The organism is Rhodopila globiformis (genome assembly GCF_002937115.1).
GTDB lineage: Bacteria > Pseudomonadota > Alphaproteobacteria > Acetobacterales > Acetobacteraceae > Rhodopila > Rhodopila globiformis.
On sequence record NZ_NHRY01000066.1, the window covers coordinates 1 to 13,109 of the forward strand.

11 protein-coding genes are annotated in these 13,109 nt (G+C 69.9%); 7 read left to right on the top strand and 4 right to left on the bottom strand.

What is annotated here, in order from left to right; translation table 11 throughout:
• Both CCS01_RS06445 and CCS01_RS06450 read left to right on the top strand, forming a co-directional pair.
• A partial coding sequence (locus CCS01_RS06445) for an enoyl-CoA hydratase (protein ID WP_456307590.1) occupies window positions 1–803 on the top strand: 803 nt, incomplete at its 5' end.
• Between the two features lie 530 nt (window positions 804–1,333).
• Complete coding sequence (locus CCS01_RS06450; RefSeq protein WP_158258259.1) at window positions 1,334–2,161, top strand: EAL domain-containing protein; 828 nt, start codon at window positions 1,334–1,336, stop codon at window positions 2,159–2,161.
• 534 nt (window positions 2,162–2,695) lie between these two features.
• On the opposite strand, the gene CCS01_RS06455 is transcribed toward CCS01_RS06450, so the two are convergent.
• Window positions 2,696–3,319 carry a cytochrome b gene (locus CCS01_RS06455; protein WP_104518009.1) on the bottom strand — a complete coding sequence of 208 codons (624 nt, stop codon included), beginning with the start codon at window positions 3,317–3,319 and terminating at the stop codon, window positions 2,696–2,698.
• Between the two features lie 422 nt (window positions 3,320–3,741).
• On the opposite strand from CCS01_RS06455, the gene CCS01_RS06460 reads away from it, so the two are divergent.
• From CCS01_RS06460 to CCS01_RS06470, 3 genes are all read left to right on the top strand, one after another.
• Window positions 3,742–4,380, top strand: a complete 639-nt coding sequence (locus tag CCS01_RS06460; protein WP_158258260.1) for a TetR/AcrR family transcriptional regulator — start codon at window positions 3,742–3,744, stop codon at window positions 4,378–4,380.
• Window positions 4,381–4,445: 65 nt separating this feature from the next.
• Window positions 4,446–5,522: an efflux RND transporter periplasmic adaptor subunit gene (locus CCS01_RS06465; protein ID WP_104518011.1), complete on the top strand. Its 1,077-nt coding sequence runs from the start codon at window positions 4,446–4,448 to the stop codon at window positions 5,520–5,522.
• A complete protein-coding gene (locus CCS01_RS06470) occupies window positions 5,519–8,632 on the top strand; it encodes an efflux RND transporter permease subunit (protein ID WP_146101589.1) in 3,114 nt (1,037 codons plus the stop codon). The genes CCS01_RS06465 and CCS01_RS06470 overlap by 4 nt, the downstream gene beginning before the upstream one ends.
• 31 nt (window positions 8,633–8,663) lie before the next feature.
• On the opposite strand, the gene CCS01_RS35680 is transcribed toward CCS01_RS06470, so the two are convergent.
• The 3 genes from CCS01_RS35680 to CCS01_RS06480 all read right to left on the bottom strand — a co-directional run bounded on the left by CCS01_RS35680 (window position 8,664) and on the right by CCS01_RS06480 (window position 10,011).
• Window positions 8,664–8,795 carry a hypothetical protein gene (locus CCS01_RS35680; RefSeq protein ID WP_275112891.1) on the bottom strand — a complete coding sequence of 44 codons (132 nt, stop codon included), beginning with the start codon at window positions 8,793–8,795 and terminating at the stop codon, window positions 8,664–8,666.
• 317 nt (window positions 8,796–9,112) lie between these two features.
• Entirely contained in the window at window positions 9,113–9,751 is a 639-nt protein-coding gene (locus CCS01_RS06475; protein WP_104518013.1) for a tetratricopeptide repeat protein, read from the bottom strand.
• Window positions 9,751–10,011 (bottom strand): hypothetical protein, encoded by a 261-nt coding sequence (locus CCS01_RS06480; protein ID WP_104518014.1) that lies wholly within the window; start codon window positions 10,009–10,011, stop codon window positions 9,751–9,753. The genes CCS01_RS06475 and CCS01_RS06480 overlap by 1 nt, the downstream gene beginning before the upstream one ends.
• Window positions 10,012–10,269: 258 nt before the next feature.
• Here CCS01_RS06480 and CCS01_RS06485 point away from each other — a divergent pair, with 258 nt between their 5' ends.
• Entirely contained in the window at window positions 10,270–11,223 is a 954-nt protein-coding gene (locus CCS01_RS06485) for an LLM class flavin-dependent oxidoreductase (protein WP_158258261.1), read from the top strand.
• Between the two features lie 409 nt (window positions 11,224–11,632).
• A complete protein-coding gene (locus tag CCS01_RS06490) occupies window positions 11,633–13,048 on the top strand; it encodes a cytochrome P450 (protein WP_158258262.1) in 1,416 nt (471 codons plus the stop codon).
• The last annotated feature ends 61 nt before the right edge of the window (window positions 13,049–13,109 follow it).

The window sequence follows — 13,109 nt, forward strand, 5'->3', positions numbered from 1 at the left end:
AACCGCCCCCCTCACCGGAGGACCCCACCATGCCGACCTACGACAACATCCTCGTCGAAACCCACGGCCGCGTCGGCCTCATCCGCCTCAACCGCCCCGCCGCCCTCAACGCCCTCTGCGACGCCCTCGTCCGCGAACTCGGCGCCCAGCTCCAGGCCTTCGACGCCGACAAGGCCATCGGCGCCATCGTCATCACCGGCAGCGACCGCGCCTTCGCTGCCGGCGCCGACATCAAGGAGATGCACGGCCGCACCAACCCCGACGCCATGATGGAGGACTTCATCGGCGCCAACTGGGAATCCGTGCTGAAGGTCAAGAAGCCCGTCATCGCCGCGGTCGCCGGCTTCGCCCTCGGTGGCGGCTGCGAGCTGGCCATGATGTGCGACATGATCTTCGCCGCCGACACCGCCAAGTTCGGCCAGCCCGAAATCAACCTCGGCGTCATCCCCGGCGCCGGCGGCACCCAGCGCCTGACCCGCGCCGTCGGCAAGTCCAAGGCCATGGACATGGTCCTGACCGCCCGGATGATGGACGCCGCGGAAGCCGAGCGCGCCAACCTCGTCTCCCGCGTGTTCCCAGCCGACCAGCTGCTGCCCGAGGTCCTCAAGATCGCCGCGAAGATCGCCGATCTCTCCCCGGTCGCGGTGCAGTTCGCCAAGCAGGCGGTCAACCGCGCCTTCGAAACGACCCTGGCCGAGGGCGTCCGGCACGAACGCGCCCTGTTCCTGTCGCTGTTCGGCACGCCGCACCAGAAGGAAGGCATGGCGGCGTTCATCGAGAAGCGAAAGCCCAACTTCCAATAGGGGCAACGCGCCCCCGGGCACGCGACTCGCGCGTGCCCGGCTCTGGTAAAAAGTGCGCGCAATGTGTTGATATTTTTAGACCAGCCCCCGTTCCCGCTCAATTAGCAGATGAAGAAAGCAATTTTTCTCGCCTCGGCACCCCGATTGGTATAGCAGGCCATTATGAACGACGGCTCGCCCGCTCTGTCCCCGCCCCGGATGATCAGCCCGGATGATCGGCCCTGGCACGCGCAGTTGCGCTCGGGCGGGATCAGCCTGCGCCGGCCTGGCCGCCGCCAGGCCCGGACCCCGGCGGTAAGCGGCGCGGCCCGGGCGGACGGCGTCCTCCTCTGCTCCGCGCCGGGCGCCGCCCCGCCCGGACGGCGGATCGCCAGCGTACCGGTCAGGCCCGGCCGCCCGCGACGGTTCCGATGACCCGTCCGGGGCGCGCGCGGCCAAGGCCGTCAACGCCGGCCCCTCGGAAACCGGAACGATCGCGGACACCCCCCGACGACCCGGGACATATTCGCCCGAACCCTGGAGAGGCACTGATGACGAGCGTTCCGCCGCGCGACCGAAGCGCCATGGACCTCGCCGAACTGCGGGCCGCGCTCGGCGGCACCATGATCGAGAACCGCTACCAGCCCATCGTCGCCATCGCCGATCGGCGGGTGATCGGGCTGGAGGCGCTGGCCCGGCTGAACCATCCGGAACACGGCACCCTGATGCCGGACCGGTTCGTGCCGCAGCTCGAGGATGCCGGCCTGGGCGCGGAACTCACCGACCTGGTCTCGGCCCGCGCCTTCGCCGACATGGCCGATCCCTGGCTGGTCGACCACGGCATCCGGATGTCGGTGAATTTCCCGCTGGACGTGCTGCTGGAGGACGCGGCGCTGCAGCGGTTGGAGTCGCTGCGGGCGGCCTGCAACGTTCCCGCCGCGCGCATCGTCGTCGAGCTGACGGAAAGCCGCCCGGTCGAGGATTTCCCGGTGCTGCGGCGCTCGCTGGAGCGGCTGCGCACCCTGGGTTACGGCGCCGCGATCGACGACGCCGGCTCGGCGGTGCCGCGGCTTCGGGAACTGCTCGATCTGCCGTTCACCAGCCTGAAGCTGGACAAGGCGCTGGTGAAGGGCGTCGCCGGGTCCGGCGCGGTCCGCGATTCGGTGGCCGCGATCATCGCCCAGGGCAAGTGCCGCGACCTGACCGTGGTCGCCGAGGGCGTGGAATCGGCCACGGTCTGGGACCAGATGCGGGCGCTGGGGGTGGACGAGGCGCAGGGCTTCCTGGTCGCCCGTCCGCTGCCGCTCGCCGCGGTGCCCGCCTGGTCGGCCGGCTGGGCAACCGCCGGCCCCGGCCAGGACGTTTCTGTCCCGGGCTGAAATGGCCCGGCGCGGCCGGTGTCCAGCGCGCCCGCCACCGCCGCTGTGACGCCGGCGGTGGCGGGGCGCGGACCCATAGGCGCCAAATTAGGCGACGAGACGCGGTGCACTGTCCCGCCGTCATGGCGGCTACCCGGGACAAGCCCGGGCACAGGCTCCGGGCCGATATCCACGCCTTACGGTGCTGGTATCGGCAAAAGGCGTGGATGGTGGGCCTGCGCCCCATTGGCGTTAAAATCGGGCTGGCTGTTGCCTCCTCGTCATGGCCCGGCTTGTCCCTACGCAATGCACACATCCTGGAAGCGAGTGGGAAATGACCGCAAAATCAAGTGCTTGCCTGGGCGCCAAGAGCGTTCCCCATCGTCATGGCCCGGCTTGTCCGGGCCACCTGTCGCGGCATAGTGCTGGAATAGGTGGCCCGGACAAGCCGGGCCATGACGGAATGGCAAGCATCGTGCCGCCGCCACGCTATTTTAGCGCCAATGGGGCGAAGGCCCACCATGACGTTACGGCAATGGCCGTGCCCCTGGCCGCCTAAATTGGCGTCTTTGGGGCGCGGACCGCCTCCCGCCGCGCGCGGCGCCCGGGCAGCATGCGCCACAGCACGTCGTCATGCAGCACGAAATGGTGGAACAGCGCCGCCAGGGCGTGGCCGGCCGCCAGGATGACGATGGTCCACCCGATGCAGTTGTGCGCCGCGCCGATGAGATGGTGCGCAGGCTTCGGGAACGGCGCGAACGGCGGCGGGATCAGCAGGCCGAAGAAGCTCATCGCCTCGTTGCCGGACCAGCGCAGCACGAAGCCCAGCACGGCCTGCACCACCAGCAGCGCATACAGCAGGTAATGCACCGCCTTCGACGCCCGCTCCACCCAGCCCGCGACCGCGGCGGGCATCTGGTGGCCGGGCATCAGGCGCCAGGCGATGCGCGCCGCCAGCACCAGCGCCAACAGGATGCCGAACGACATGTGCGCGACGATCATCAGGTGCTTGCCCGGGCGCGCTGGCAGGTCCCAGGCCTCGGCCAGGCCGAACTGGACCAGCACCAGCAGGGCGGTCAGCCAGTGCAGCGTCCTGGCCACGCCGTCATAGCGCGTCCGGTCGTCGCCCGCCGCGATCCGCGTCGCCGCGACCAGGCCTGAGGAAGGGCGGCCGCTCATGCCGCGGTCGCGCCGATGGACGCCGGCGCCCCGGGTCCGGGGACGGAGTTGGGACGGATCATGCCTGTTTCCTTCTTCTGCCTGGCTGCCAAGGACGCTGCCGGCCGGTCATGGTTGCGCTGCAACACGCCGGTGCCAACGAAGTTCCCAAGGCACCGGCGGCGAACACGATGGCCGGGCTCATAGGCCTGGGCACCAAGATAGCGGCGCCCGCTCCCTCACCGTCATGGCCGGGCGTGTCCCGGCCATCCACCCCCCGCCGTCGAAGCAGATGGCCGGGACACGCCCGGCCATGACGGTGAGGCAACGGCTTCTCCGCCAGCCCACTCTGTTGAGTGCCTATGGGGCGCACAGGCGCCGCCGGCTCCGTCTTCCAGCCGTAACAAGCTGACATGCGCCTGAACATTGTTTATAGGACAGCCATGGACGACATGACCGCCGGCAGATCGATGCGCAAGCCGCGGGGCCAGGGTCCGTCGCGCCGCGGCGAGATCCTGGCCGCCGCCCGGCGCCTGTTCCTGACCGAGGGCTACGAGCGCACCACCATCCGCAAGATCGCCGCCGCCGTCGGCGTCTCCTCGGCCGCGCTGTACCTGTATTTCCCCGACAAGGACGCAATCCTGCGGGCGATCGCGGAAGCCACCTTCGAGACGCTGCTGGCCCGGCTGGAAGAAACGCAGCGCCGCGACGGCGGCGGCCTCGATCGCCTGCGGGCGGCGCTCGAGGCCTATGTCGCCTTCGGCCTGGCGCATCCGGATGAGTACCGGCTGACCTTACTGGCGAAGATGATGGCCTCCACCGGACCGGGCCGCCCGTGCGCGAACGAGCAGCCGCCGGCGGCGGCACACCACTCGTTCCACATCCTGGCGGACGGGATCGCCGGCCTGATGCGCGCCGGCACGTTCGCCGAGGCGGACCCGCTGCTGACCGCCGAGGCGGTGTGGGCCGCCATGCACGGCATCACCGCGCTGCTGCTGGACCAGGCCGAGCACCTGAAGGCCGAGCCGGCGGCGCTGGTCGCCAGGGAGATCGACATCATCCTGAAAGGCTTGGCAGCATGAATGTGAACATTGATCAGTGAACATTGTTGATATAGTCTGAACTGGCTGAAGAGGCGTGGTGTCCGATGGTCCAGATCACCCGTGTTGCCGCCTGCCTGATCGCCGTCTCGGCAGCCGCCGCGGTACCCACCCGGGCGGAACCGCCGCCGCGGCCGGTGCGGGTGCAGACCGTCCGCTTCCAGCCCGGGCAGCAGTCCGTGACCTATGCCGGGACGGTGCAGGCGCGGGTGCAGGCCAACCTGGGCTTCCGCGTCCCCGGCAAGGTCATTGCCCGGCTGGTCGACGTCGGCGACCACGTCACCGCCGGCCAGGTGCTGGCCCGGCTCGATCCCACCGACGCGCGGCTGGCGGTGGAGGCCGACATCCAGGCGGTGCGCGCCGCCGATGCCGAGGCGGTGAATGCCCGGGCCGAATTCCAGCGCTACCAGCGGCTTGGCCGCTTCTCCCCGGCCTATATCGCCTCGGAATACGATCGTCGGCAGGCGGCCGCGGACGGCGCCGAGGCCCACCTGGCGCAGGCGCAGCGGCAGCTCGCCCTGGCGCGCGACCAGCTGGCCTACACCCAGCTCCAGGCCGACGCCGACGGCGTGATCACCGACCTGAAGCTGGAGCCCGGGCAGGTCGTCGCCGCCGGGCAGACGGTCATCACCCTGGCCCACACCGCCGAGACCGAGGTCGCCCTGGACGTGCCGGAGAACCGGCTGCCCGACATCCGCGCCGCCGACGGCATCGAGATACGCCTGTGGTCGCAGCCCGGCCGCGCCTTGCCCGGGTGGGTGCGGGAAATCGGCGCCCTGGCCGATCCCATGAGCCGCACCTTCGCGGTCAAGGTCACCATACTGGGTAAAGCGCCCGGCCTCGGCATGACCGCCTCCGTCCGGTTCAGCCACGATGGCGGGCGGCGGATCGCCCGGCTGGCGGCCTCGGCCGTGGTGTCGGTGAACGGCGTGCCGTCGGTCTGGGTGCTGGACCAGGCGACTCATCGCGCCACCGCCCATCCGGTGACGATCGCCGCCTGGCTCGGCGACGGCGAGGTGGCGATCGCCGGCGGGGTGCCGGAGGGGGCGCAGGTGGTCACCGCCGGGGCCTCGCAGCTGGACGCGGCGATGCCGGTGACGGCCTGGGCCGGAGCCATCCGGTGAACCTCTCGGCCTGGGCGCTGCGGCACCGCTCGCTGACGGCGTTCCTGATCCTCGCCATCGCGGCGGCGGGCGTCTGGGCCTATCTGTCGCTTGGCCGGGGCGAGGACCCGCCCTTCACCATCAAGCAGATGGTGGTGCAGGTGGACTGGCCCGGCGCCTCGCCGGAACAGATGGCACGGTCGGTGGTGGACCGGATCGAGCGCAAGCTGGAGGAACTGCCCTCGCTCGACTTCGTGGACAGCTCGGTGCAGCCCGGCCACGCGATCATGATCGTCTCCCTGAAGGACGACACCCCGCCCGCGGAGGTCGAGGGGCTGTGGTACCAGGTGCGCAAGAAAGTCCGCGACATCGCCCCGACGTTGCCGCAGGGGGTGCAGGGGCCGTACTTCAACGACGAGTTCGGCGACGTCTTCGGCATCGTTTACGGCTTCACCGGCGACGGCTTCTCCCTGCCGCAGCTGCGCCATGTCGTCGAGGACGTGCGGGAAAGCCTGCTGAGCGTCCCCGGCGTCGGCAAGATCACCCTGCTGGGCGAGCAGCAGGAGCGGCTGTACATCGACGTCTCCCACCGCCGGCTGGCCGAGCTTGGCCTGACCGTGCCCGACATCCTCGCCGTGGTCGCGCGCGAGAACGCGGTGCAGGCCAGCGGCTTCGTGGAAACCCGGCAGGACCGGATCTACGTCCGCACCGGCAGCGGGTTGGACGGCGTGGCGGCGCTGCGGGCGATCCCGGTGCAGGCGGGCGGGCGGCGCATCGCGCTGGGCGACATCGCCACCATCAGCCGCGGCGTGATCGATCCGCCCGAGGCGACGCTGCGGGTCAACGGCAAGCCGGCGCTGGCACTGGGCATCTCCATGGCGCAGGGCGGCAACATCCTCGACCTGGGGCGGCTGGTGGCGGCGCGGATGCGGGCGATCGCCCCGACCCTGCCGCTGGGCGTCGAGGCGGTGCGGGTCAACGACCAGTCGGAGGTGGTGGCGAAGGACGTCTCGACCTTCCAGGAGAGCTTCCTGGAGGCGCTGGTGATCGTGCTGCTGGTCAGCTTCCTGTCGCTGGGCTGGCGCACCGGGCTGGTGGTGGCGATCAGCGTGCCGCTGGTGCTGGCCAGCACCCTGGTGGGCATGAAGCTCATCGGCATCGACCTGCAGCGGATCTCGCTCGGGGCGATGATCATCGCGCTGGGGCTGCTGGTGGACGACGCCATCATCGCGGTGGAGACGATGGTGGTGAAGCTCGACCAGGGCTGGGACAAGATGCGGGCGGGCAGCTTCGCCTATACCTCGACCGCCTTCCCGATGCTGACCGGCACGCTGGTGACGGTGGCAGGCTACCTGCCCATCGGCCTGGCGGAGTCCTCCGTCGGCGAATACACCCGCGACATCTTCCGGGTCGTCGGCTTGTCGCTGGTGCTGTCGTGGCTCGTAGCGGTGCTGTTCGTGCCGTATCTCGGCGCGGCGCTGCTGCCGGAGCACCGTGACCATGCCGAGCGGCCTGAGTCCGACCATTACAACACCCGCTTCTACCGGATGATCCGCCGGATGGTGTTCTGGTGCATGAACGCCCGGTGGTGGGTCATCGGCGGCACCGTCGCGGCGTTCGTGATCTCGGCCTATGGCTTCACCCGGCTGCCGCAGCAGTTCTTCCCGTCGTCGGAGCGGCTGGAGGTGATGATCGACATGCGCCTGCCGGAGGGCGGCTCCTTCGCCGCGACGGCCGCGGCGGTGGCGCGGGTCGAGGCGATCCTGAAGCAACAGCCCGGGATCAAGTCCTGGGTCGCCTACGCCGGCAGCGGCGCGCCTCGGTATTTCCTGGCGTTCTCGCCGGTGCTGGAGACGCCGAACTTCGCGCAGTTCGTCATCAACACCGCCGACGTGCCGGCGCGCGAGGCGCTGCTGGCCAGGCTGGACGCGGCGATCGAGGCCGGCGATTTCGCCGATGTGCGGATGCGCGCCTCGCGGCTGGAGATGGGGCCGCCCGTCGGCTACCCGGTGCAGTTCCGCATCATCGGCCCTGATCCGGCGACCCTGCGGCGCATCGCCGGGGAGGTGCGGCAGGTGATGCGGGACAATCCCCACCTGTGGAACATCAGCGACAACTGGGGCAACCTGGCGAAGACCGTCCGTATCGACGTGGATCAGGACAAGGCGCGGCAACTCGGGCTCTCCAGCCAGGACGTGGCGCAGACACTGCAGACGCTGCTGCAAGGGGTGACGGCGAGCGAGTACCGGGAAAACCTCGACCTGATCCCGATCGTCTTGCGAGCCGAGGCGTCCGAGCGGCACGACCTTGCCGACCTGGGGCAGGTGACGGTACGGGGAAGTAATGGCAGGCCCGTGCCGCTGTCGCAGATCGCCACCATCCGCCCGGCGATGGAGGAAGGCTTCATCGAGCGCCGCGGCCGCCTGCCGGCGTTGACGGTGCGCGGCGACATCGTCGGCGACGTCCAGGCGCCCGACGTCACTGCCGCGCTGCTGCCGTTGCTGGCCCCGATCAAGGCGGCGCTGCCGGAGGGGTACCGGATCGAGACGGCGGGGGCGACCGAGGAGAGCGGCAAGGGCCAGGCCTCCGTCAACGCCCGGATGCCGCTGATGGTGCTGGTGATGCTGGCGCTGCTGATGGTGCAGATGCAGAGCTTCTCGCGCATGGCGATGGTGATCCTGACGGCGCCGCTGGGGCTGATCGGCCTGTCCTCGGCGCTGCTGGTGACCGGCGCGCCGTTCGGGTTCGTGGCGATGCTGGGGTTCATCGCGCTGGCGGGGATCATCATGCGCAACTCGGTGATCCTGGTGGACCAGATCGAGCACGACCGGAACCAGGGCTTCCATCCTGCGGCGGCGATCGCCGGGGCGGTGGTGCGGCGGACGCGGCCGATATTGCTGACCGCGGCGGCGGCGATTTTGGCGCTGGTGCCGCTGGCGCTGTCGGTGTTCTGGGGGCCGATGGCGATCGCCATCATGGGCGGGCTGGTCGGCGCCACGGTGCTGACGCTGTTCTTCGTCCCGGCGCTGTATGCCGCCTGGACCCGGGTGCCGCGCACCCGCCGGCTGGGCGCCACCCCTTCTTCCCCTGCATTGCCTACCGGGCGGAATCGGGAGAGCGTGGAGGCATGACGGGGGCGGGTGGCGAGACGTTGCCGAGCGTTCAAGTTTTAACGGAGGTATCGAACCGCACCGCCAAATTCGCGGTTCGGTCGCCAGCGAGGTGTTCAACGGCGAGAAGGCGCGGCGTCCCCCGCAGCGCCTTGAATCGGATCATCTTGTACTGGCGGTCCAACGATTTTATCCTGCGGTTCCGTTGCATGCGGACCTGACGCCCGTTGGACCGTTCAGCAACACCGCCTCAGCCGCGACGACGCACAGCCCCGGAGCTGCGCCCATCCGGCCGATGCAAAGAAGCGGCGCGAGGCGAAGGCCAGGCTCATCAGTAACGCATCCCTGCGCGCTGGCTCGTTGCCAGTCTTGACATTGATCAGCGTGTTAAGCAGGCGCTTGAGCAACCCCCTCGGACCCTGCGCCGCCAGTCCGGGAGGCGGCGAGTCCTCGCAGGTCATCCAGCCGCGAGGCCCGGCGGATCTGGTCGAAGTCGTCATTCTAGCCGGTGGCGCCGAAGTGGGCCACCACTTCGTCATAGACCGCGATCGCCTCTGCGCTGCGGTTCAGCGTGCCGAGCGTGAACCCCTTGTCGGCCAGCGCCCTGGCGACCAGCTCGCGCAGCCCCGGGTCGCCGGCCGTGCCGAAGCGGGCCACCACTTCGTCATAGACCGCGATCGCTTCGGCGCTGCGGTTCAGCGTGCCGAGTGTGAATCCCTTGTTGACCAGCGCCGTGGCGACCGGTCGGCGCAGCCCCGGGTCGCCGGCTGTGCCGAAGCGGGCCACCACTTCGTCATAGACCGCGATCGCTTCGGCGTTGCGGTTCAACATGCTGAGCGTGTATCCCTTGTTGACCAGGGCCCTGGCCACCGGCTCGCGCAGCCCCGGGTCGCCGGCCGTGTCATAGCGGGCCACCACGTCGTCATAGACTGCGATTGCGTCCTCGCTGTGGTTCAGCGTGCCGAGCCTGGCCCCGTTGTTGATGGGAGCCTTGACGACCTGCTCATGCTGCTCCGACTCGCTGGGGCTAACGTCCTCCCCCGGAGGTGCGCTCCGTTCATGTAACTTCAAAGCGGCAAATGCGATCAGAGTGATCGCCGCTGGCAGAGTGAAATACGCCAACAGCAGCAGCGGATCCATCACCTGAGCCCTCTCAAAGCCCGACGTGCAAGCAAGTGTAGCACGCCGGCGAAAAATGCGAAAAACAGCGCCGAGAGGGCAAATTGAAATATCGCCGGTGCGGTGATTGTCCCGTCGCTGGGTTTGGAGAGGTTGATCAGGGGAAGGAAGCTGCCGGCACCAATGACGGTTGATGCACGATCATAGGCGTTCGCGATCAGCTTGGTTCTCTCGTTGTAGATCAGTATCGCGCGTTCCGCCGATGTTCTCAAGCCGCTCATCGGTTCCTCGTTACCTATGTGCTGCCATTACACCAAGCTGCAGGTCCGAGGAAGAGCAGCGCCGCGCCGCTCTTTGCAGGTACCACTCTCAACGTGACGTCGAAAGCTTGCCGCCTCTCGCTGCGCTCTGGTCTTGAGACCGGTCTCCTGACGCACAGTCCCATGAGTGCAGGCGCGAAGCCGATCGCGGCACAGCCTCCCATGACAACCGCGCGCTTTCCCGTCACACTCACACCACGCAAACCCCGGGAGGCGGTCATGGCGCGCAGCATCGCGGTTGGCATCGGGATCATGGACTACCCGTTCGACACGGCGGACGGGTTCTGGCGCTGGGTCGACCTGTGCGAACAGGGCGGCATCGATTCCATCTGGCAGACCGACCGCCTGGTCAGCCGCACGCCGTTCCTGGAGTGCATGACCGCGCTGGCCGCCATCGCCGGGCGGACGCGGCGGATCAAGTTCGGCGTCAACGTCGTCTCGGTGGCAATGCGGGAGCCGGTGCTGCTGGCCAAGCAATGCGCCACCATCGACGTGCTGTCGAACGGGCGGCTGCTGCCGGGGTTCGGCATCGGCTCCCCCCGCGGCGCCGAGTGGTCCGCCATGCACCTGGACACCACCACCCGCGGGCGGAAGACCGATGAGGCGCTGGAAATCATCAGCCGTCTGTGGTCCGGCGAGGTGCTGGACTATGCCGGACGCCACTTCCGGTTGACCCAGGCCAGCATCGCCCCGCTGCCCGTCCAGCCCGACCTGCCACTATGGATCGGCGGCTCCTCCGAGGCGGCGATCAAGCGGACGGCACGCATCGGCACCGGCTGGCAGGCCGGGGCGGAGACGCCGGCGGCGGTGGGCGAGGTCATCGCCGGGATCAAGGCGGCCCTGGCGGAAACCGGCCGGACGATCGAGGAAGACCACTACGGCGCGGCCTTCGGCTTCCGCTTCGGCGGTCCGGACGACCCCGGAGTCGCGGCGGTCATGGCAGGCTACCAGGCGCGCACCGGACGCGATCCGCGCGATCTGTTCGCCATGGGCGACGCGGCGGTGATCATGGACCGGCTGCGCGCCTACGTGGACGCCGGTGCGTCGAAGTTCATCCTGCGGCCGGTGGCGCAGGGCGACGCGGACATGCTGGCGCAGACCCGGCGCCTGGTGGAGGACGTGCTGCCACAAGTGGCGGCGACGTGGCCGCGGCCGCGCAAGGTGGCGGCCTAAAGCCGATCGCGGCTGGATGCGCGGCCGGGCGGTGCGCATCCGGAAACGGGGCGATCTCGATTCAACCGGGTACACAAGCCGGATTATCCGAGCGCACAAGTCGGATATTGCACGCCTTCGTGTTGCCAAAGCGCTTTAAACCGAACAGCCCGCCCCCCACTCACAGGGTCCTGCCAGCCGGGCTTGCGTGCGGCTCTCCGTCGAGGCCCGCACCGCTCGGCCGGCCCGGCGTCAGCGTGTCTATCCCGGCGCGATCCCGATGATCGCCACAACCGGGTGGCCTCTGGCGGATGGCGCGCGGTCGCGCGGACTGGCGTGGGGCGCCCGGCGTTCGGGCCCGGACCGGTTCGGCGCAGAACCGCCTGCGCTTGTCCGCCCGGCGCGCACCCTCGACCATGGTGTGACCTGTATGGACAGTCCCTTTATCCCGCCCGTGCCGCCGACCCCGGACCAGCCGCTGTCGCCGATGCGGCGGCTGGGCATGCTGCTGCGGCGGCGCAGCATCATGGCCACGTTCCCACGCGCCGCCTACGAGGACCTGATCTACCAGCGCCGCCAGTTCGGCTGGCTGACCGTGTTCGTCAACGATCCCGCCGCCGTGCACCACGTCTTCGTGACCAACGCCGCGAACTACGAGCGCCCGGTGCTGGCGCGCCGCCTGCTGCGTCCGCTGTCGGGCGACGGCCTGCTGCTGGCCGAGGACACCGACTGGCGCAACCAGCGCCGCATCCTCGCGCCCGCCTTCACGCCCGAGAATGTCAGTCTCACGCTGCCGCATTTCGCCGCCGCAGGCGAGGCGCTGGCGAACGACCTGGGCGCCGGGCGGGTCAACCTGCTGGCGCGGATCCGGGACGCCGCCCTGGATGCGGCCTGCCGGGCGCTGTTCTCGCTGCCCTCGGACACGGACGGCACCTATCGCCGGATGTCCGCGCTGGTGCGGGAATACTTCGTCCACGCCGGGTGGATCGCGCTGTGGGACATGCTGGCGCGGCGGGAGAGCGATTACGTCTGGCTGCAGAAGGAGCGCTCCGACTTCAAGCGCCGCTGGTTCGCCGAGATCGACGGGATCGTCGCCGATCGGCGGCGGCAGCCGTCGGTGGGGGGCGCGCGGGATCTGCTGGACCTGCTGATGCAGGCGCGCGCCGCCGACGGCACCCCGGCGTTGAGCGACAAGGAGATCTCCGACCAGGTCGCCACGATGATGGCGGCCGGGTTCGAGACCACGCACGCGATGTTCTGGACGGCCTACCTGCTGGCCTGCGACAAGGCGGTGCAGGACGAGGTGCGGGCCGAGGTTCTGGCGGCGCCCCCGGCCCAGGTCCGCACGCTCGCGCGGCTGCGCGCCTGGCCGGCGCTGCGGCGCGTGCTGATGGAGGCACTGCGGCTGTACCCGCCGTTCCCGGTGACGGCGCGGGTGGCCCGGCAGGACGACGTCGTCGGCGGGGTGAGGATCAAGGCCGGCACGCTGGTGATGCTGAGCCCCTGGATCATCCACCGCCACCACCGTTTCTGGGACCAGCCGGACGCCTTCATCCCGTCGCGCTGGATCGGCCGCGAGGACCGGCCCGGCGAGCACTATATCCCGTTCGGCGTGGGTCCGCGGGTCTGCATCGGCGCCGCCTTCGCCACGTCGCAGGTGATGCTGGTGGTGGCGACGCTGCTGGCCCGCTACCGGGTCGAACTGGACGACCCCCGGCCGGTGCTGCCGACGTTGCGGAACGCGACCGTGCCGGCGATCGAGCCGTGGTTCCGGCTGTCTCTGCTGGACGAGGCGCCCGGGGAGGATCGGGGGTCAACGGCGATCCCGCCGGCCAAGGCGGCGTAGGGCGGCTCGGCGGGGCTATCGCGTGCCGGCGGGCGGCCGGGGCGGCGGTCCCGGCGCCGGG